Origin of the sequence: Lacrimispora sp., from assembly GCF_031982545.1 — a bacterium.
GTDB lineage: Bacteria > Bacillota > Clostridia > Lachnospirales > Lachnospiraceae > Lacrimispora.
In genome coordinates this window covers 99519-120386 of record NZ_DALYXB010000009.1, presented here as the reverse complement: position 1 = coordinate 120386, position 20868 = coordinate 99519, and the positions used below count along the sequence as shown (strand labels likewise).

The following is a 20868-nucleotide window of genomic DNA, read 5'->3' as shown; positions in this document are numbered from 1 at the left end:
TTATCAAATAAAAAAAAGGAGTATTTTGAAAAATATCAGATACGAGAAAATAGTATATTGATTGAGAACTAAATCCTATATTGATATCAGATAAAAAAACTGTTTTTATAGCTTTCCTATTAATAGTGTAAGATAATAAGGCTGGAAGAGTTTATTGTTTATACAGAGCCTCTACCACCAAGCAAGTAGATCGTGATGAACAAAATCAAGCAGATATACCTATGCAGAGAAAGGCCTGCCGTGAATTTGCAGAGCACAGGGGTTGGACAATCGTTCGTAAAGAACAGGAAGCCGGCGTTTCCGGATTTAAGGTTAGTGCAGCGGATCGAGATAAACTTCAACTCGTTAAAGAGCATGCGAAAAAGGGAAATTTGACATTCTGCTGGTGTTTATGTTTGATCGACTAGGAAGAAAATCTGACGAAACTCCTTTTGTTGTGGAGTGGTTTGTAAAGAAAGGCATCTAAGTGAGATAATGAGCTGGAATGATTCTATTAAAATCATGGATATTATGGATCATGTAAGCCGCGCTGGCTGAGACAAAACGGAGGGAGAGTGAGCGATTATGAAAGGTTTATTTGTCCGTCAATGATATATATGTGTGTTAAGTGAATATTTATGATACTTAAACCATGTGATTTTAGAGAAATTATATTAAAGGAGGCACTATGCTTACAATTGGTTATATTGGGAATGGTAAAAGTACGAACAGGTATCATCTGCCCTTTGTTCTGCAAGGAAAAAATTTAAAAGTAAAAACTATTTATCAAAGAACCCCGGAGCATGAAAAATGGAAAAGAATTGAGGGAGTATATTATACTTCTGATTTAGATGAACTTCTGAATGATGAAGAAATACAATTGGTCGTAGTGTGTACGACCCATGACAGCCATTATGAATATACAAAATTGGTATTGGAACATAACAAACACTGCTTGGTTGAGAAGCCATTTATGAAAACAACAGAGCAGGCAAAAGAAATATTTACCTTGGCAAAAGAAAAAAAATTGATTGTACAAGCTTATCAAAACAGACGCTTTGACAGTGATTTTTTAACCGTTCAAAAAGTTATTGAGGAAGGAAAATTAGGTGAATTATTTGAATTAGAGATGCATTTTGATTATTTCAGGCCTGAAATACCGGAATCTACTGCAAGCTTTAAATCTTACATGTCATATTTATATGGTCACGGCTGTCATACTCTTGACCAGGTAATCAGCTATTTCGGCAGACCAGATCGTATTCATTATGATGTGAGACAATTGCTGGGGAAGGGCAGGATGAATGACTATTTTGATTTGGATCTGTATTATGGGGTCCTAAAGGTATCCGTAAAATCCAGTTATTTCAGATTAAAGAGCAGGCCAAGCTTTGTTGTATATGGGAAAAAAGGGTGTTTTGTAAAAGAGAAAAGAGATCGTCAGGAAGAGCATTTGAAGCTGTTTTATATGCCCGATAACAAGGATTTCGGCATTGATACACTTGATCATTACGGTATAATCACTTATATCGATGATAAGGGAGAAATTCATGAGGAAAAAGTAAAATCAGTGAATGGAGATTATGGAAAGGTATATGATGATTTATATGAAGCAATTGTAAACGGCAAAAATAAAACAATCACGGATGAACAAACATTATTGCAAATGGAAATACTAGAGACAGGGGTAAAGGGTTTGAAGTGACGACTTTTCCTGTATTTAATATGGGATAGAAGTACTCCAAATTTTATTGTGTGGAAGTGGTAGGAGTTGCTTTTGATGGTTTTACTAAATAATAGCCCTGATGTGATCATATCATCCCGTCAGGGTTGTATTTTTATAAAAAAACAACCCTTATCTACGGGGAAGATGCTGAATAGCATTAAAGAGGCTATGGGTTCCAATCCACTATCTCCACTTAAATTTAAGCCACAGGCATAAAAACTTGTGGCTTAAATCATAACTCATAGGGACGGGACACTTGGTAAATCAAGGGCAAAAAATGAAGGGTACGTTTTCAGTTCTGAAAATGTGCCTTTCATTTTTTGCCCTTTTCTATGGAGGGCATGAGAATGCTCATTGGAAGTAAGGTTTAAAGCATGTACAAAGCTGAGCAGCTCTTCACCAGAATAAAATGCGTATATTTCAAACTTTACATTGATCAGGTGCTGATGTTCAAGTATAAGCATTTCAATTTTTCCGACTATGCTAGTATCATCATCACAAATTGCTATACGCACAAATATCCCCCCGTAATGATAATTAAGAAAAAAGGTTATTTTTAATCCCTAAAATATTTGCTTTTAATAAGTGTAAAGTCATGGAGTGTAGCTGCTCCATCTTCGAAGTGGCAAAGAAGCTTCAAGAGGGTGTGAGAATAATTGCACCTTTTATAAAAATAGTCTTTTAAAATTTATTTCTTGCCAGTTTACAAAATGGAATATTGCACCTTTTTTAAATAGTATAAGCGCTTATGAACATTAGTACTACTGGTAAAGATCTTATAAAGATTTATGAGAAATACCGTTTTGATGTCTATGATGATGGCTTTGGATTCCTTACAGTTGGGTATGGCCATAAGGTAGTTGCTGCAGATAATCATAAAAAGTGGCATTAATCAACATCCAAAAGTATCTGGGTTTACGCAGACCCAGTATGATGCCGTTGCTTCTTTGGCATTTAACGCTGGAACGGTGTATATCACAAATTCTAATAATGATTTATACAAAGCACTCAACAAGAGAACCTTTGTTAAAAGTGAAGTAGTAAACGGTTTTACTGCCACAATAGCGGGGGGGAGATCAATACAATCCGGCTTAGTAAAGCGACTTAACGCAGAGCTTGAAGTTTTGGCGTTTCACAAACACCTAATAAACAACCAATAAGAAAGGAGAAATAAAAATGAAATCAAAGATCTTAATGAAAGAAATAAGCAGGAAATTGAGACGAACATTTTCCATACTCGCTGTACTTTTCGCAATACCTGTATGCTCAGTGGCGGCGGAAACGCTCCCAAACTCTCCACCATCAGGCTATGACCAAGTCAAGACCAACATTCCACACGGTCAGGTCAGCTATATTACTTATCAGTCCACGGCAACAAACGGCCAGCGGAGGGCGAGAATTTACCTGCCGCCAGGATATTCAACGAACAAAAAATACAGCGTCATGTATTTATTGCATGGCATTGGCGGGAATGAAGACGAGTGGTATAACAACGGCGCACCCAATGTCATCCTTGACAATCTCATTGCTGCCGGTAAAATTCAACCCTTTATCCTTGTATTACCAAACGGAAATGCTACGGGAACGGGAGTAAGGGATGGTTGGGAGAATTTCACAAAAGATTTGATCAATTCTCTTGTACCCTATATCGAATCACACTATTCCGTTTATACTGATGCCCAGCACCGGGCGATTGCCGGCCTTTCACAGGGTGGTGCCCAATCGCTGAATATCGGGTTGCCGAACGTGGATAAGTTCCCCTATATCGGTGGCTTTTCCTCCTCCCCCATCACCAAACAGGTTAACCAGCTGTTTCCTGACGGCGGGACAAAGGTTAAGGCAAATTCAAAACTGCTGTTTCTCTCATGCGGAACCTCAGATGGACTTATATCCAATAACAATCGGGTAAGAGATTATTGCAAGTCCAATAATATTCGCTACACTGAATGGCTTCTCTCAGGTAAAGGCCATGATTGGAGCGTGTGGAAGCCAAGTCTGTGGAATTTTGCCCAGATGGCGTGCTCAGCAGGATTTACAGATCAGAACACGCCAACACCAACCCCTGATCCGAGATCGGTCTTTACACAGATTGAAGCGGAAAGTTTCGATAACCAGAAGGGAGTCCAAACCGAGACCTGTACCGAAGGTGGGGAGAATCTGGGGTATATCGAGAATGAGGATTATGCTGTTTACAGCAATATGGATTTCGGCACCGGCGCGGCAGGCTTTCAGGCCAGAGTAGCCAGCGCCACCAGTGGTGGTAATATTGAGATCAGGCTGGATAGTATTACCGGTACTTTGATCGGTACTTGTCCGGTTGCAGGAACCAGTGGTTGGCAGACTTGGACCGATGTAACTTGCAATGTCAGCGGGGCAAGCGGAAAACATGACGTATATCTGAAATTTACAGGCGGAAGCGGATACCTATTCAACCTCAACTGGTTTAAATTTACGGCGACATACAGTATGGAAAGCCTGGGGGTTGTAAACGGACAAGGTCTTACTCTTACGTCTTCACAGACACCCGAGCCGACAACAACTCTAACATCAAAAGCAGGCAAATTCCACTGTTTTCTGTTATTAGGTCAATCCAATATGGCAGGTTATGCGTTGGCGCAAGCGTCTGATAAAGTGGAAGACCCCCGCGTACTGGTATTGGGGTATGATAATAATGCTGCACTCGGACGGGTAACCAATAAGTGGGATGTGGCATGTCCACCTCTTCATGCTTCCTGGCTTAATGCGATCGGTCCTGGGGACTGGTTTGGCAAGACCATGATACAGAAAGTTCCGGCGGGTGATACCATCGGACTGATACCCTGTGCGATCAGCGGTGAAAAGATCGAGACATTTATGAAATCGGGAGGCACCAAATATAATTGGATCATCAACCGTGCAAGACTTGCACAGCAAAATGGAGGCGTCATTGAGGGCATCATTTTTCACCAGGGCGAATCCAACAGCGGCGACCCCAGTTGGCCCGGCAAGGTAAAAACACTGGTGGAAGACCTTAGAAAAGATTTAAACCTGGGGAATGTTCCTTTCCTCCCAGGTGAACTGCTTTACAGTGGTCCTTGTGCAGGTCACAATAAGTTGGTAAACCAACTGCCTTCCCTGATTCCGAATTGCTATGTAGTCTCTGCAAGTGGTCTGGTAGTAGACCCTGGCGATACACAATACCGTCTCCATTTTAGTCATGATTCATCAGTTACCCTGGGCAAGCGATATGCTGAAAAAATGATTCAGGCCCTCGGCTGGTGAGTTGGCATATAAAACCTATGATTTTACCGTCTTTAAAAAGTACTTGCTGTGTACAATTTCGAAATTACCTCATATGCTATAAAGACATGTTAAAAAAAACCAGGAGGAAACGGGTATGTTAAAAAAGAAGATTACTTTTACTGTCTTTCCGATAGCTGCATCTGCTGCGACTCAGGCAACCTATTATGTTTCGCCGACAGGAAGTGACAGCAACCCAGGAACGCTTGCAGCACCCTTCCAGACAATCGCAAAGGCGCGGGACGCTGTACGCATGATCAACAGCAATATGACCGGAGATATCTATATTTATTTGCGGGGCGGAAACTACAGCATCACCAGTACCGTTACTTTCGGACCACAGGATTCGGGAACAAACGGATACAGGATCTATTACCAGGCATACCCAGGTGAAACGCCTGTCTTGAACGGTGCAACAAAAGTTACAGGCTGGACTCAGCATAGCGGCAATATTTATAAGGCTGCGCTCAATCGTTCGACCAAATTGAGAAATCTTTATGTGAATGACCAGAGGGCTTCGATGACCAGCAAAACCTTAACAGCCCGCGGAGGGTACGGGACTTATTCCGTAACTGCAGGACAGGCCAGCTGGGCATGGACAAGCGGCAGTAAGAGTGACGGGGTTCAGTATAATACATCGGATGTACCGGCAATTGCCAGCAACAAAGATGACCTTGAGATCGTAAACGGTACTACCTGGAATGAGAATATAGTTTGTACCAGGGATGTCATTACATCCGGCAGTTACAGAGTGCTTCTTTTGCAGCAGCCTTATGGGGCGATAGCACAGACTCCGGGGTGGGGGGCAGCCTTTAGCGCTTCCGGTACCCATACGATTTATAATGCCTTCGAATTCTTAAATTCTCCTGGACAATTTTATTTTGACAAGACTGCCAAAACGCTTTATTACTATATCCGTCCTGGTGAAAATATGGCCACAGCCGATGTAGAGGCTCCTGTTGTAGAGAAGCTGATCGACATTGCAGGAACGTCAACGACTAACAGGGTCAGGAATATTACTTTCCAGGGCATTACTTTTGAAAATACGGATTACAGCCTTGTGAATGTTGCAGGCTCACACGGTAAATCCACCTGTCAGGCTGCACAGGCATTTATTGCTTTTTATAACGACAATTGGCACAACACCAAGTATGATCTTGTTGATACATTGCCGGGAATGATCAACGTAAGCAGCAGCGATTCCATCAACTTTATAAGAAATACAGTGAAGCACAGCGGCAATGATGGAATTACCATGGTAAACGATGTTATAAATTCCAGTCTTATCGGCAACTACATCACGGACATCACATCAAGCGGCATCACGGTAGGGCATCCGCAGCATGTTTATATCGGAGACGGTGGAAACCATGCAAAATATGCTCCCGGAGTAGAAGGGGTTTGTAAAAATAACACCATCAACAATAATTTATTGTACAACATAAGCACGTCTCACGGATTTGGGGGATGTGCCGCCATTACGGCTTACTTTGTGGATACCATCAAAATAACGAATAACCATGTTCAATCAACAGCATACAATGGGATCCATTTGGGATGGGGCTGGCGTAATTTTACTGACTCCACTACCTGTAAAAACAACACAGTAAGTAATAATCGGATTATTAATACCTTAACCAGGCTTCATGACAGCGGAGCCATCTATACCATCGGACAGATGCCGGGCACGAACATTAACCAGAACTATGTCAGGGGAATTCCTCCTGCAACCTCCGGTCCGACCTATGGTTTGCATAACGATGAAGGAACTGCCTATATCAATGAAAACGACAACGTACTGGATATTGATCCGGGGGTAAAGTATACCATCAACTGTGAGGATTTTGGAGAAAAACATGATTTAACCATACTTCGGACCTATGCTACCGTAAGTAAAATGGGCGTTAATCCTCCAAACAGTATAATTGATCCCCCGGTTGTCGTACCGGATAATGTATGGCCTTTGGCACAGTACACCACCTGTCTGAATTCGGGAATCCAGGAAGCCTATAGGGATATTATCCCGGCAAACCTGCTTCCAACACCGGATTATGTGTTCCCCGCAAGTTGTGCTGCTGCAGCCGGAACCGGCATGAGTATAAGGAGCAGCGGGAATTCTTCAAATACGGTATGGTTTGCCCCGGCCGGAAGAACCAGTTTTGCGGAGGGATCTACGATGACGAAAGCGGAAGGAACTGCCACATCGATCACTGCCCCAGCCGTCGCCGGTACGTACCGGTTGTGTGTAGTAAATTCACAAGGCATGAAGATGGGGGAATCGGCGGCACTGCTCCGGGTAAGCGGATCGCCTTCACAGATTGAAGCGGAGAGTTTCAGCAGCCAATCGGGTATACAAGCGGAAACCTGCAGCGAAGGAGGACAGAACATTGGGTATATTGAAAATGGGGATTATGCCGTGTACAACAATATCAATTTCGGTGCCGGAGCGGCAAGCTTCCAGGCCAGAGTAGCCAGCGGTGCCAGTGGAGGGAATATTGAGATCAGGCTGGACAGTCTTACTGGTCCTTTAGCAGGAACTTGTTCTATCACCGGGACTGGCGGTTGGCAGACGGCGGAAGCGCTCCCAACCATGCCGCCGACAGGATATGACCAAGCCAGGAACAACATTCCACACGGGCAGGTTAACAGTATTACTTATCAATCATCAGCAACAAACAGCCAGAGGAAGGCGAGAATTTACCTGCCACCAGGATATTCAAAAAGCAACAAATACAGCGTTCTGTATTTATTGCACGGTTACGGCGGGAGTGAAGGGGATTGGTTTACAGGCGGAGGCGCAGCCGATGTCATTCTGGACAACCTTATTGCCGATGGAAAAATTCAGCCATTTATCATTGTAACACCAAATGCTAATACATCGTCAATATCTGATGGTAAGCTTCCGGATGATATACTCAACAGCCTCATCCCATACATCGATTCACACTATTCCGTTTATACTGACCGCCTTCACAGAGCAATTGCCGGTCTCTCGTATGGCGGTCCGCAATCATTTAATATTGGGTGTACAAATATGAACAAATTCGCCTATGTCGGAGGTTTTTCAGGCGGCGGACCTGTTGCCTATCCGACCAGCAAGTTGTTCCCAGATCCTGCAGCTACCCGTCAGCAGATGAAGCTATTGTTTCTTTGCATTGGAACCAATGATAATTTATCTTACAGTGACGGCATAGCAAATTTTTGTAAGAGCAATAATATCCCATGCACCTATTATAAAATTCCAGGAAGAGGTCACGATTGGACTGTTTGGAAACCAAGTCTGTGGAATTTTGCACAAATGGCGAGTATGAAAGGATTTACGGATTATGGCACCAAAACCCCTACTGCAACGCCTGGCCCGAAATCGGTTTTCACACAGATCGAAGCAGAGAGTTACGATAACCAGTCTGGAAACCAAACCGAAACTTGTAACGAGGGCGGAAATTAACATTTGTTTTAAGGTAAATCTATGAAAAAAGTATGTAGAGTTGTAGTTACCCTGTTGGCTATTTCCCTATTTCATTCAACAGAGTGTTATGCAGACAATCCTATCGTACAAACGAATTATACTGCGGATCCTGCCCCGATGGTCTATAACGGGACTTGCTATTTGTATACCACTCATGACGAGGACACCATCGTCAATAATTTTTATACCATGAATGACTGGAGATGTTATTCATCCACCGAGATGCAAAACTGGACGGATCATGGATCACCGTTGTCTTACAACACATTCAGTTGGGCACAAGGCGATGCATGGGCTGGCCAGGTTATTAATAGGAACGGGAAGTTTTATTTCTACGGTCCGATGACCCGGAAAAACGCCGGGGGCGCAAGGGTAATCGGTGTAGCAGTATCAGACAGCCCAACCGGGCCGTTCACCGATCCTATCGGGAAACCTTAATCACCAATAACGGGGCGCAGGATATCGACCCTACCGTATTCATTGATGACAACGGACAGGCGTATCTCTACTGGGGGAACGGTAACCTCTATTATGTGAAGGGAAACTGCTGGGAACTTGTGCTGTTTCAAATACCGGAGGCTGGCAGAACTGGATAACGAAGTCCTGTAATGTAAGCGGTGCAACAGGAGTACATGATCCATATTTAAAATTTACCGGCGGAAGCGGTGCTCTATTCAACTTCAACTGGTGGAAGTTCACCGGCACAGGTGCAACTCCTGGTCAGACATCGGCTTTTTCACAGATAGAAGCGGAAAACTACAGCACCCAGTCTGGAATCCAAACCGAAAGCTGCAGCGAAGGAGGGGAGAATGTCGGGTATATTGAAAACGGTGATTATGCAGTTTACAACAATATCGATTTCGGCAATGGTGCAGTAAGCTTTCAGGCCAGAGTCTCCAGTTCCAACAGCGGAGGTAATATTGAGATCAGGCTTGATAGTCTTAACGGGACTTTAATAGGGACTTGTCCGGTTACCGGAACCGGGGGGTGGCAGACCTGGGCGGCTGCGACGTGCAATGTTAGTGGGGTGAGCGGAAAGCATGACTTATACCTGAAATTTACGGGAGGAAGCGGATATTTATTCAACCTGAACTGGTTCAGATTTGGTAAAGGAAGTAATTCAGGAAGCGTGGATGATTTAAATTCCGATGGGCAAATAGACTCCGTTGATTTAATGTCGATGAAAAAACACTTTTAGGATTGGGCTTTTAATAGAGGAAAAAACAAAGGTATCGGAATGCAAAATTTCGGTGCCTTTGTTTTTTTATGCAGAGCAGAGCTGAATGTTATCACTCAGCCGGAAGACCATAAATAGGGGTAACAGCCTGATTAAAAGCGGGTTGTGTGATTTCACAGAATACGGCAGGCCATTTTTAGCCGGCGAAGCCTTTTCTATCAATTCTCAGAGTAACGGCGACGGTAGCCCTTGTTATGGATGCAGAATCGGTCAATGGTTTACCGGCTGAACTCGTTCCAGTAATGACCACAATTGTTCAGCCATAACTGATGGCGGATATGGCATTGAGTGAGTAATCCACCATTCCAATAAACCTACAGCAGCGGAGGCTAAAAAATGTACTGTTATCTCCTTATTCAGATTTAAATCGAGAGGATTTGAGTCAAATTGTTTGCTTAGACTATGTTGTATTGTTTTCAGCAAACTATTCCTAAAAGAAGGAGTTCCTCTATTAATCAACATTGTAGAATAAAAAAAAGCGTTCTGCTCTAGATATTCAAATGTTCGTAGAATTGCCGCTTTGGAAGTAAAATTAGAAGCGTCTTCTTTTGAAGCGCATTCTGCTAACAACTGCGTGATATGTGCTTCCACACATTGATCAAGAAGATCATACTTATCTGCAAAATGTAAATAAACAGTTCCACGATTCACATTTGCCTTATCAGCAATCTTGTTAATCGTAATACTGTCAAAATTCATTTCAGACATAAGGGTTAAAAAAGCATTCATGATGGCTTGCCTAGATTTTTGAATACGTCTGTCCATTTGTTCTCCTTAACTTATTTAACAACCTTATTAATTTTGTTGGATAATCAACAAATGAGGCTGTTTTAACAATTGAATTCATAGTAAAAGTTTTTATAATATATATTATAACCAACATATGTTGGATTTTCAACAAATAATAAAAAATAGGAGGAATCACTATGAAAGCAATTGCTCTAACAGATTTCGGAATACCTGAATCATTTGAGGAACAGGAAATGACTATTCCTGAAATAAAAGAAACACAGGTAATTGTGGAGATGTATGCCTCATCCATAAATCCCGGAGACGTTCATTTACGCTCGGGAGCGATTCAGCAGGGGCCAATGGGGAAAATGTTTCAAGTACAGTTTCCTTATATTCTTGGTTTTGATGTAGCAGGTATTGTAAAAGATGTTGGAAATAAGGTGCATCATTTTAAACCAGGTGACCGTGTCATGGGAATGGTTCCCGCAGGTTCCTACATGGATTACGTTGTCGTGGAAGAAGACAGCCTTGCTGCCATTCCGGAAAGTCTTTCCTTCGAAGAGGCTGGTGCTATACCTACAGTTACATTAACGGCGTGGCAGGCTCTGTTTGAACATGGAAAACTTCAACAGGGTCAACGTATTTTAATTCATGGCGGATCAGGGGGTGTAGGCCATGCAGCAATTCAATTAGCAAAGCAGCATGGAGCGTATGTAATTACAACGGCGAGGGAATACAATCGTCAATTCGTCATGGAATTAGGTGCAGATGAGGTAATTGATTACACAAAAGATGATTTAGTAAATAAAATTACCGAACCTGTAGATATTGTTTTGGACACAATCGGGGAAAAATCCACATTTGAAACAGGACTGCCAGGAGAAGTGGGAAATAAAAGCTATGCTGTGCTGAAAAATGCTGGTAAATATGTTTCAATCGTTGCATTTGCTATTGGACAATGTCAAAAGGTTCGAGAGATAGATTCAATCTTTTTTCAAGGAAGGCCTAAGCGTGCTGATCTGGAATCTATTGTCCGTAAAATACAGGACAAAAAATTCAAAATTCATGTAGATGGAGTTTATCCATTTACTGCTCAAGGTCTATACCAGGCATACCGTAAAAGTGAACAGTCCCCAAAACGTGGGAAAATAGTAATTTCGAAGAAAATTTAATATGGTTATAGAACAAATAAATAATTGGAGTGAGGTTCCTTATGATAAATAAACAGGATACAGAAGTTGAAAAACATATTTGCCGTCCGATTGTGCAATATATACGATTGTTATAGAAATAGATATGATTTTGAAGGAAAATTAATTTATTATATACTATAATAAAATCATGACTATTAAAAGTAAGAAGACATTAATCTGATTAAAAAAATCGTTGAAATGACAGTTTATAGGCAGTAGAACAATACAAAAGAGTGGGGAGAGGGAGAGATCAATTATGACAATGAGAGAAAGAATTGTATCCGGAAAACTGTTTACGGATTATTGTGAAGGCTTACCAGAGGATCGACTGAATTGTAAAATGTATATGACCGCATTTAATGAAAGTAAACCCGATAATCTAAAGCTTCGTCAGGAGTTAATGAACAAGCTGTTTGGAAAAGAAATAAAAGTATGGATCGAGCCGCCATTTTATTGTTGCTATGGGACGAACATTACTATTGGAGACGGCTCATATATCAATTTTAATTGTAATTTTGTGGATGACGGAAAAATTATAATTGGGAAGAAGGTAATGTTTGGACCAACTGTAACCATCGCAACGGTGGGGCATCCGATTCGTCCTGATATGCGTGAATATATGTATGCCCAACCTGTTGTTATCGAAGATAATTGCTGGATTGGAGCGGGGACCATAATCTGCCCTGGTGTTACAATAGGTGAAAACAGTGTGATAGGTGCCGGTAGTGTTATTACAAAAGATGTTCCAAAGAGTTCCGTTGCAGTTGGTAATCCATGCAGGGTTATCCGGGAAATCGACGAGCATGACATGAAATATTATTATAAAGACAACGAAATAACAGATGAAGATTTATTGGAAGAAGCACGGCTTAGGGGGTGATGTATCTTATTGCATGTATTAGATATAATCGTCAGTAAGATTTAAAGTAATAGAAAGGGACGGAATTGATATAGCTGATTGATTCCATGGAAGAGTGATAGAAATGAGTATTAGAGTAATTGTTATGGATGTAGACGGCACAATGACCAATCACAAAAAGGAGATCACCCTCAAAACAAAGGCCGCATTAAAAAAAGCACAGGAAAAAGGCGTAAAGTTGATTTTGGCTTCAGGAAGACCTGACAGGGGGTTGATTGATTTTGCAAAGGAACTGGAGATGAGCAGGCATCACGGATTACTTGTTTCTTTTAACGGGTCCAGGGTGACAGATTGTCAGACAGGGAAAGTGCTGTTTAATGAAACAATGACTGTGGAGCAGGGAAAAGCCGTGTTAGAACATATGAAAGGTTTTAATGTCCGGCCGATGATAGACAAAGGAAACTATATGTATGTCAACGATGTTTATGACTGTATGATTAAAAATGGAGAGCAGGAGATTAACATCATTCAATATGAGTCGCGTGGTGGAAAGTATAAACTTTGCGAAATGGATGATCTGGCTTCGTTTGCGGATTATCCTCTCAACAAGATTCTGACAGCCGGAGATACCCTTTATCTGAAAGAGCATTATCTGGAGATGATGGAACCGTTTAAAGACACATTAAGTTGTATGTTTACGGCCCCCTTTTATTTTGAATTTACAGCCCGGGGAATTGATAAGGCAAAAGCACTGGAAGCAGTACTGAATCCTATGGGGTATCGGCAGGATGAGATAATTGCATTTGGTGACGGCCAGAACGATAGAACTATGATTCAATATGCGGGGATTGGTGTGGCTATGGATAATGCGGCAGAAGAACTGAAAGAGGCTGCGGATGAGATTACTTTGTCTAATGAAGAAGATGGGATCGCCGTTTCGCTTTATAAACACATACCGGGGTTAGTTTAAAGCGTAATTACCTTAAAAAAAGAAATTGCAGATCTCTTCAAGTATAGTCGAAGAGGATCTGCTTTTTTTATGGGCTAAAGCCAGTAAACAAATGCCATTTCACTCCCACAGAATCATAGTCAGTCTGTTGGTATGGTCTGCTTACGAAAATTTTGTGGCATTACGCATGTTTCTTTACGAAAAACATATGAAAAATAACTTGCAGTTTGAAAACCGCATGCAATTGCTATCTCACAGATAGGTATGTTGGTTTCCCGCAGCATCTCACAGCTTTTTGAGAGGCGATATTGGATCAGATAATTATTTGGTGTCTGACCAATATATTTCTTAAACAGTTCACAACATCTGCTTCTGCATACCGTACCTGCAGCCGCTATATCATCAATAGTTATCTTAAAATCATAATGCTGATGAATATATCCGGTCATCTCACTGAGCAACAGCCAGGATTGTTCATCGGCATTATGACTGGAATTTTGTTTTATATGATCTCCAATACAATCACAGAGTGAGACTGCCTGAGACAATAGATGAAGTAAATTTTCTTTTCCACTGTGCATTTCATCATATATTTGAGTGAGTAGAAGCAACGCATCCCTCTGCCACGGGCTTTGGGGTGTCAACGATAGATAATTGTCGGTATCCAAACCAAATATATCATCCAGATACGCTTTACCTGCAAGTGTACCTGCACCAAGCAGTACAGGATGGACAGTTACCACAATATAAGAGCAATCGGTTCTATCGGTTGAGAACCCATAATGCATACGTTTGCTGTTAATAAAAATGCCATTACCTGCACCAATGGTTACGATTTGTCCGTTTATAAAATAGTCCATTTCGCCATCCTGTATTAAAATAAACTCTAAATCGGGATGCCAATGACATGCGGCTGTATATCGATCAAATTGATGCAGCGTACCTTTACGCACATAAAGCGGAAAATTTGGTATATTATACCTTAATCGTTCTGATAAATCTGAAAATATCTCAAGCGCAGAAATCATAATAACACCTCATAATATATGATTTTGATATTAATATAAACGATTTTGTGGGCAAATGCAAGCCAAATAATGTATAATTTTGATAGTTAAAAAGGAGGTTTTATATCATATGTCTGTGATCGCTCAGGTAATTTTAGGACTGTTATTTTTGTTTGTTATTTATTTTGTTGTACGGAAAGTGGTTGATATGCCCCAAACTCACAGATATGCAAATCGGCAGTATGAAAGATTTATCCACAATTTATATCAGTATGAAAGTGAAGAAAATAAAAAATAATTTTAAGTGTTTATATTCCGGAGACCCCATAGTTCAATCGGTTTTCTTTTTATCATATTATCGGAGGTAAATTGATGAATATAGAGGTAAATATGAATGATTTCTATTTTGTAGACTTACATATTCATTCCTGTTACAGCGAAAACGGTGAATACACTCCTGCTGAGTTAATTCAAATGTGTAAGGATGCAGGTGTCCGCATGATGGCAATATCCGATCATAACTGTGTAAAAGGTTCTCAGGAAGCTATGGATAAAGCTAAGTGTGAACGCATAAGATGCTATTCAGCTATCGAAATAGACTGTACTTTTAAGAACATTAATTTTCAGGTCCTGGGCTATGATATTAAACTTGATAGTCCTGATTTCGAATGCATTGAACAGAACATGAGAAAACAATATGTTAATGTTTCAAAAAAAAGACTTCGATTGATAAATCAGATGGGCTTTGACCTAACAGAAACAGATCTCAGAGCAGTAACTGACGGACGCTATTGGAGTGAACAGTGGATGGGAGAGGATTTCGCTGAAGCCTTGCTGACAAATGAAAAATATCTTGAATGTGACCTTCTGCGGCCCTATAGAGAGAACGGTAACCGGAGTGATAATCCCTATGTTAATTTCCAGAGGGATTACTTTTTACCAGAAAAACCCTGTTATGTTGTAATGACATTTCCTGATATGAGGGATGTTATAGATATAATACATCGTAATGGTGGAAAATCTGTATTGGCTCATCCGGGAATTAATTTAAAAGGGAATTTTGAGATGATAGATCAATTGATTCCTCTGGGGCTTAATGGAATAGAAGCATACAGCAGTTATCATACGCCTGAGACTGCCAAATGGTTTTGTGATAAGGTAAAACAGTTTGATTTATTTTTTACGAGGGGTAGCAATTTCCACGGTAAAGCAAAACCAATGATTAAGTTAGGTTATTGTAGTGCGGTCGATCAGACATATAGCTTTGAGCAGAATTTCTGAAAGGATTATAATTCAGGGATCGTGTGGTTTTGTGAGAGGAAAAACCTCAGAAAATTGTTTCTGAGGTTTACCCACTCGATCCAGCTCCTTTGTTTAACTACCTATAATTGGCATTGAATATTCATAGCTTTTGTTGCTTAATTGTTCTACCATAAAAGCACCGATATCTTCTCTTGAAATATTAAAATTCATTTTTGTTTCACCGAATCCTACTTTAACGTTACCGGTAAATGATGTGTCTTTTGGAGCCATAAAGCGAACAATTGTCCAGTTCAGATTAGATGCGGTAATCATATCTGCGATAGATATTAGTTCTTTTTTAGCCGTTGGAAATAAGATACCGGCCAGGAATCCTGGAACGATGGTACTTAAGGACTTTTTATCTTTTTTAAAACGAACACTTGGAGTAGACCAATCAATGAGACGTCTAATACCATATTCATTCATAGCTTTAAGAAGGTTCTTATGACCTTCAAGAGAATCCATATGTTTATATCTTTTCATAGGGATACCAACGCACCAGATGACAGCACCACAATCGGATATAGCATCTTTTATATCGTTATAATTATTAATTTCACCTTGTATAGTGGTTAGATTTTCATGTTTGATTGTCAATTTCGATGGATTGCGAAGGAATGCTTTTACTTCATAACCTTTTTCAAGGGCATGTTGTGCGGCAAATTTGCCGATGCCACCTGATGCACCAAATATTATAACTTTCATATAATTGCCTCCTATTCAATTTGTCGCTATACCGATAATATTACTAGGTATAATAATTATTTACAAGTACAATAATATTTGATAGATACTATTAAAAATGATAGTAATAATGTGCAGTATGGAATGAAAGTAAGAAGATGATAAAGAAAGCAAGAGCTTAGAATGTCAGAAGAATACAGGCGTATTCCCTGATAAGCAAAAAGAAGTTCCCCAAAAAGGGGAATGTTCAATAATGAAGTTACATGTGAATTTTAGATTGGTAGTCGTCCCTATCTCGTAGAAAACAGGAATTACCTTCTGGTCTGTATTCGACTACTTTAACATTTTTTCGTATTCGGTTGCCCATTTTTCCAGGGATTTCAGCACTGGTAAAAACTTTACACCCAACTCTGTTAATGAATATTCTACTTTAGGAGGAACCTCTTTATAAATTTCTCTGTGAATAAGCTTGTATTCTTCCAGCATTCGAAGCTCTTTCGTTAGATTAGCCTGTGTCACCTGTGGCATTTTCCTGCTAAGTTCCCCAAATCTCAAAGTACCCTGGCTTAAAAAAAACACGATAACCATGGTCCACTTTCCACGGACTATCTTTTGCACACCAGATATTGGACAATTTTCTACATAATCATCTTCAGACATTTTTTCCATATGCCACCTCATTACTATCATATTTAATAGTACCAATCAAATAACATGGTACTTCTTAATAATTATTATACATTGTATGATTCAAAAGTAAAGATAGAAGAATACAAAATTATATACTATCATTTTCAATAGTATATATTAAAAATTATAGTACTTGATATAATTATTGTGCAAATATAGAATGTGTATATCGATAACATTTATATAGCGCCGCACCATCTGTGTTAGTGATCAGGCAATTATGTGGCAGGAAGGTGATAATCATGATTACATCAACAAATTTTTGTAAGGTAAAAAAACTGGACGATGATTTATATGTCATTACTCAAGCTGAACTTGTGCATTTTTATCTTGTTCTAGGGCAAAAAAAAGCGATCTTAATTGATGCTGGTTATGGATTTGAGGACATCAGGCCTATGATACGAAGTATAACGAGTCTGCCAGTAATGCTGGTATTGACTCATGGTGATCCTGACCACAGCTATGGAAGCGAATATTTTGGAGATATATGGCTGTACCAGCCTGATTATGGTCAGATTATAGGCTTTGACACAAAACAGGAAAGACAGTTCATTGCTGAGATGGGAGTGAATTTTCTGAAGGAAAACAAGCCTGAAGCCATTGAATATTTCGATAGCAAGGCATTCGCTGAAAGGAGTCTGCTTCGAATCCTGACTCCGCATTTTGTAAAGGATGGGGGATTGTTTGACTTAGGCGGAAAAACTTTGGAAGTGATAGTTACACCAGGGCATTCTTATGGGCATATCATGCTGCTGGATAGGGAAAAAAAGAGACTTTTTTCAGGAGATATGATTTGTGATTATGTGATCATTTACTTTTTTGAATCCGATAGAAACGCACCATTTTCCATGGCACTCGACAGCTGGAAAAAGATAAAACAATTAGAAAATGATATCAAAGATATTTATAGTGCCCATGGGACGTTCCCAATCACAATAGATTATGTCGACGCATACATTGAATGTTTTTCGGGAGAATTTCAGCAGAATTATTTAGCGGATAAACCGTTTAACCGAGGGCCTTTAGGCAGCGGATACCAGCATATCTATAAAACAGTTAATATCCAATACTCCGATAAGAGACTTGAGGAATTTTTAGGACACAAAGTGGTACGAATGGATTTATAATCAAACAATAAGTGAAGACTAGCTTTATTAATAAAATAAGCCGCAGGCATGATTGCTTGTGGCTTGAATTTTAATTTATAGGGTCAGTACACTTCATAAATCCAGGGCATAGCAACCATCTATTTGGACTCATATCCGTTAAAACACCTGAGCATGTAAACAAATGTTTCAAGGTCTGAATCTTCCCATTTTGAAATGCGTTTATAAAACTCTTCTTCTTTATCCTTAATAGCTTTCAGCGCTTTTCCACTACCCAGTTCCGTTAATGATAACAAAACTCCGCGGCGGTCTTCCGGGTGAGTCTCACTTTTTACATAACCTAAGTGTTTCAGCTGAACAACAAGCCGGCTTACGGAACTTCGGTCCATAGCGGTGGATTCGGCTAAAAGAGTAGCAGATGCCGGTCCGTTGGACAGAAGCCAGCGGACAATTAGGAAAGCAGCCGGTTGTAATGTCGGATCAAAAATGGCTGCCGTTCTTACATTTAACGCATGGGATGCACTAAGCAGTACATTGAGCTGATTGCCAAGGTTTAGTTCGAGTTGCATTCGTGACGAATTCGGTTGTGAAACAATGTTATTTTCATCCATAAATTTACCTCAATTAAATGTACTTGACATATATCAAGTAATATAATATAGTTAACATATATCAAGTATATTTGAAATTCTGGTTTCTGTCAAGTAACTGAACTGTACCATACACAGCAATAAAACTTTGTGTTTAGCGCTAGGAATAAGGAGGATTATATGTCGACATTCCCAATTGCAGTAATAACAGGTGCTACCAGCGGTCTTGGACAACTGGCAGCAATTGAGTTGGCCAGGCAAGGAAAACAACTGGTATTGACGGCCAGAAATGAAAAACGCGCGGAATCCGCCGGAGATACAATAAGGAATGCGGTACCTGACGCAAAAATAGATTTCTATTTCGGTGATCTGTCACTTATGGAGGACGTAAGAAGAATTGGGAATCAGATTAAAACTGCATATCCCCAAATTAATATTTTGGTGAATAATGCAGGACTGCACGGCTTTGAACAGCGAGTAACCAAAGAGGGATTTCCTGAAATGATTGCAGTAAACTATCTGGCGCCATGGTTGCTAACACATACGCTATTAGATTCATTGAAAGCTTCAAAAAACGCACGAATAGTGAATATCGCTTCCGAAGCATCACGCAATCATGGTGAACTTAGATTACCGGTGGATTTAACAGATACATCAGAATTTACCGCCAGAGGTTCATCTGTGCTTTATGGAAAGACCAAATTGCTTGATATCATGTTCACAGGGGAACTTGGCCGTCAGCTTGATGGAACGGGAGTTACCGCAAATGCTTTGAACCCCGGTTTTAACGTGACAGGTCTTGGTCGGGAATTAGGGTTTTCTTCGGTTCTTTCTAAAATACTGAAAACTATGCATATAGGAGACCCCAGAAAGGGTGCTGATATTATCGTCCGTTTGGCTTCGGACCCTCAGTATCAAGGTGTGACTGCCGGATATTTTAACGTCGGAACAGGAAAATCCATTGTACCTATATATCCTGGCGGTGACAACGCCATGCAGGATAAGCTATGGAAGGCTACGAAAAGCTTATTGGAACAAAGAGGATATCTTGAATCAGTTTCAGTCCGCTATCTCCACTTAAACAATAAGTCGCAGGCATGAAAGCTTGGACTATTATTGACAGATAACAATTTAAGATATATGATAATTTTAATATTACAACGGTAATCCCAAGGAGTATATTATGAAAAAGCTACCCAATATATCAGATGCTGAATGGCAAGTTATGAAAGTACTATGGGCTTATAGAAATATGATATAAAGTTATCATTATAGCAGCTAATGGAATCGAAAGTTGGATTGACTTTGGATAGAATGAAAGTACATATTTCATCGTTGCCTTGACAAAAAATTAAAAATGCATGATAATGAATATATTCATTCACTCGTAGAATGATTTTAATGGAGGCAAATTATGGCATTATCAAAAAATAAATTCACAGAGGATGAGAATGATCATTCCCGTAAAATACGAATCTCGAAAGAACCGGATCAACGCCGTCAGGAGATTGTTGAAACAGCATTAGAGATGTTTTCTGAAAAAGGTTATGAAAATACGACCATTCAAGATATTGCTGAAAAGATGAATGTATCACCTGGATTATGCTACCGCTATTTTAAATCTAAAACGGAAATCTTTGCGGCAACTTCAGAATATTATGCAATACAAGCGGTAGAACAAATGAAAATTCCAGTATCACAGGATATGCCGGCAATTGAAAAATTGAATCTTGTCATAAAGCGTATGTTTGATTTTTCTGTGAATCACTCAGAGTATGAATCGAGATATAATGAGGGGTCAGGTATTAGGGCAATTCTGTTGGATGATGTAGCCTATCAATGGATGACTGTGATGATACCGATTATAGAACAAGGAATGAAAGAAAAAACTTTTAGCTGCAGCAATGCTCCAAGAACTGCTCAATTTTTGATTTCGGGTTTGGTACACACGTTCCACGCAGAAATGCCAGAGGAAAAGACGAAGGAATATATGCAATCCTTTTTCGATTTTACACAAGATATGCTTGTTCGTGTTTTAGGAATCAAGGCAGATTAGAATATAAAAT

At 40.1% G+C, this 20868-nt stretch carries 19 protein-coding genes and 1 pseudogene; 14 read left to right on the top strand and 6 right to left on the bottom strand.

What is annotated here, in order from left to right:
* Positions 1 to 164: 164 nt before the first annotated feature.
* A pseudogene (locus ABS301_RS16110) lies at positions 165 to 407 on the top strand (recombinase family protein); the annotation flags it as partial.
* A 260-nt stretch (positions 408 to 667) separates the two neighbouring features.
* On the top strand, positions 668 to 1684 hold the full coding sequence (locus tag ABS301_RS16105; protein WP_349673200.1) for an oxidoreductase: 1017 nt from the start codon (positions 668 to 670) through the stop codon (positions 1682 to 1684).
* Between the two features lie 260 nt (positions 1685 to 1944).
* On the opposite strand, the gene ABS301_RS16100 is transcribed toward ABS301_RS16105, so the two are convergent.
* Positions 1945 to 2220, bottom strand: a complete 276-nt coding sequence (locus tag ABS301_RS16100) for a hypothetical protein (protein WP_349673199.1) — start codon at positions 2218 to 2220, stop codon at positions 1945 to 1947.
* A 345-nt stretch (positions 2221 to 2565) separates the two neighbouring features.
* On the opposite strand from ABS301_RS16100, the gene ABS301_RS25810 reads away from it, so the two are divergent.
* The 5 genes from ABS301_RS25810 (at position 2566) to ABS301_RS25805 (ending at position 9651) form a co-directional block, all read left to right on the top strand.
* Positions 2566 to 2865, top strand: a complete 300-nt coding sequence (locus ABS301_RS25810; RefSeq protein ID WP_502877972.1) for a glycoside hydrolase family protein — start codon at positions 2566 to 2568, stop codon at positions 2863 to 2865.
* Between the two features lie 16 nt (positions 2866 to 2881).
* A complete protein-coding gene (locus ABS301_RS16095) occupies positions 2882 to 4966 on the top strand; it encodes a sialate O-acetylesterase (protein ID WP_349673198.1) in 2085 nt (694 codons plus the stop codon).
* 115 nt (positions 4967 to 5081) lie between these two features.
* Entirely contained in the window at positions 5082 to 8432 is a 3351-nt protein-coding gene (locus ABS301_RS16090; protein ID WP_349673197.1) for a carbohydrate-binding protein, read from the top strand.
* 21 nt (positions 8433 to 8453) lie between these two features.
* Positions 8454 to 8891: a family 43 glycosylhydrolase gene (locus tag ABS301_RS16085; protein WP_502877971.1), complete on the top strand. Its 438-nt coding sequence runs from the start codon at positions 8454 to 8456 to the stop codon at positions 8889 to 8891.
* Positions 8892 to 8997: 106 nt separating this feature from the next.
* Positions 8998 to 9651 carry a carbohydrate-binding protein gene (locus ABS301_RS25805; RefSeq protein ID WP_502877976.1) on the top strand — a complete coding sequence of 218 codons (654 nt, stop codon included), beginning with the start codon at positions 8998 to 9000 and terminating at the stop codon, positions 9649 to 9651.
* A gap of 249 nt (positions 9652 to 9900) precedes the next feature.
* On the opposite strand, the gene ABS301_RS16080 is transcribed toward ABS301_RS25805, so the two are convergent.
* Entirely contained in the window at positions 9901 to 10455 is a 555-nt protein-coding gene (locus ABS301_RS16080; RefSeq protein ID WP_349673195.1) for a TetR/AcrR family transcriptional regulator, read from the bottom strand.
* A 161-nt stretch (positions 10456 to 10616) separates the two neighbouring features.
* Between ABS301_RS16080 and ABS301_RS16075 the strand changes: the two genes are divergently transcribed.
* The 3 genes from ABS301_RS16075 (at position 10617) to ABS301_RS16065 (ending at position 13444) form a co-directional block, all read left to right on the top strand.
* Entirely contained in the window at positions 10617 to 11594 is a 978-nt protein-coding gene (locus ABS301_RS16075) for an NADP-dependent oxidoreductase (RefSeq protein WP_349673194.1), read from the top strand.
* Positions 11595 to 11871: 277 nt separating this feature from the next.
* Positions 11872 to 12495 (top strand): sugar O-acetyltransferase, encoded by a 624-nt coding sequence (locus ABS301_RS16070; protein WP_349673193.1) that lies wholly within the window; start codon positions 11872 to 11874, stop codon positions 12493 to 12495.
* A gap of 103 nt (positions 12496 to 12598) precedes the next feature.
* A complete protein-coding gene (locus ABS301_RS16065; RefSeq protein WP_349673192.1) occupies positions 12599 to 13444 on the top strand; it encodes a Cof-type HAD-IIB family hydrolase in 846 nt (281 codons plus the stop codon).
* A 119-nt stretch (positions 13445 to 13563) separates the two neighbouring features.
* On the opposite strand, the gene ABS301_RS16060 is transcribed toward ABS301_RS16065, so the two are convergent.
* Positions 13564 to 14451 (bottom strand): helix-turn-helix domain-containing protein, encoded by an 888-nt coding sequence (locus ABS301_RS16060; protein WP_349673191.1) that lies wholly within the window; start codon positions 14449 to 14451, stop codon positions 13564 to 13566.
* Positions 14452 to 14802: 351 nt separating this feature from the next.
* Here ABS301_RS16060 and ABS301_RS16055 point away from each other — a divergent pair, with 351 nt between their 5' ends.
* Entirely contained in the window at positions 14803 to 15711 is a 909-nt protein-coding gene (locus tag ABS301_RS16055; RefSeq protein ID WP_349673190.1) for a PHP domain-containing protein, read from the top strand.
* A 93-nt stretch (positions 15712 to 15804) separates the two neighbouring features.
* On the opposite strand, the gene ABS301_RS16050 is transcribed toward ABS301_RS16055, so the two are convergent.
* Positions 15805 to 16437 carry an NAD(P)-dependent oxidoreductase gene (locus ABS301_RS16050; protein ID WP_349673189.1) on the bottom strand — a complete coding sequence of 211 codons (633 nt, stop codon included), beginning with the start codon at positions 16435 to 16437 and terminating at the stop codon, positions 15805 to 15807.
* A 312-nt stretch (positions 16438 to 16749) separates the two neighbouring features.
* Positions 16750 to 17085, bottom strand: a complete 336-nt coding sequence (locus ABS301_RS16045) for a winged helix-turn-helix transcriptional regulator (RefSeq protein ID WP_349673188.1) — start codon at positions 17083 to 17085, stop codon at positions 16750 to 16752.
* A 263-nt stretch (positions 17086 to 17348) separates the two neighbouring features.
* On the opposite strand from ABS301_RS16045, the gene ABS301_RS16040 reads away from it, so the two are divergent.
* Positions 17349 to 18233: an MBL fold metallo-hydrolase gene (locus ABS301_RS16040; RefSeq protein WP_349673187.1), complete on the top strand. Its 885-nt coding sequence runs from the start codon at positions 17349 to 17351 to the stop codon at positions 18231 to 18233.
* A gap of 119 nt (positions 18234 to 18352) precedes the next feature.
* Here ABS301_RS16040 and ABS301_RS16035 read toward each other — a convergent pair whose 3' ends face one another.
* Positions 18353 to 18781: a MarR family winged helix-turn-helix transcriptional regulator gene (locus ABS301_RS16035; RefSeq protein ID WP_349673186.1), complete on the bottom strand. Its 429-nt coding sequence runs from the start codon at positions 18779 to 18781 to the stop codon at positions 18353 to 18355.
* A 201-nt stretch (positions 18782 to 18982) separates the two neighbouring features.
* Here ABS301_RS16035 and ABS301_RS16030 point away from each other — a divergent pair, with 201 nt between their 5' ends.
* Together ABS301_RS16030 and ABS301_RS16025 are read left to right on the top strand one after the other, a co-directional pair.
* Positions 18983 to 19903, top strand: coding sequence for an SDR family NAD(P)-dependent oxidoreductase (locus tag ABS301_RS16030; RefSeq protein WP_349673185.1), 921 nt, complete (start codon positions 18983 to 18985; stop codon positions 19901 to 19903).
* A 313-nt stretch (positions 19904 to 20216) separates the two neighbouring features.
* A complete protein-coding gene (locus ABS301_RS16025; protein WP_349673184.1) occupies positions 20217 to 20858 on the top strand; it encodes a TetR/AcrR family transcriptional regulator in 642 nt (213 codons plus the stop codon).
* Positions 20859 to 20868 lie beyond the last annotated feature (10 nt).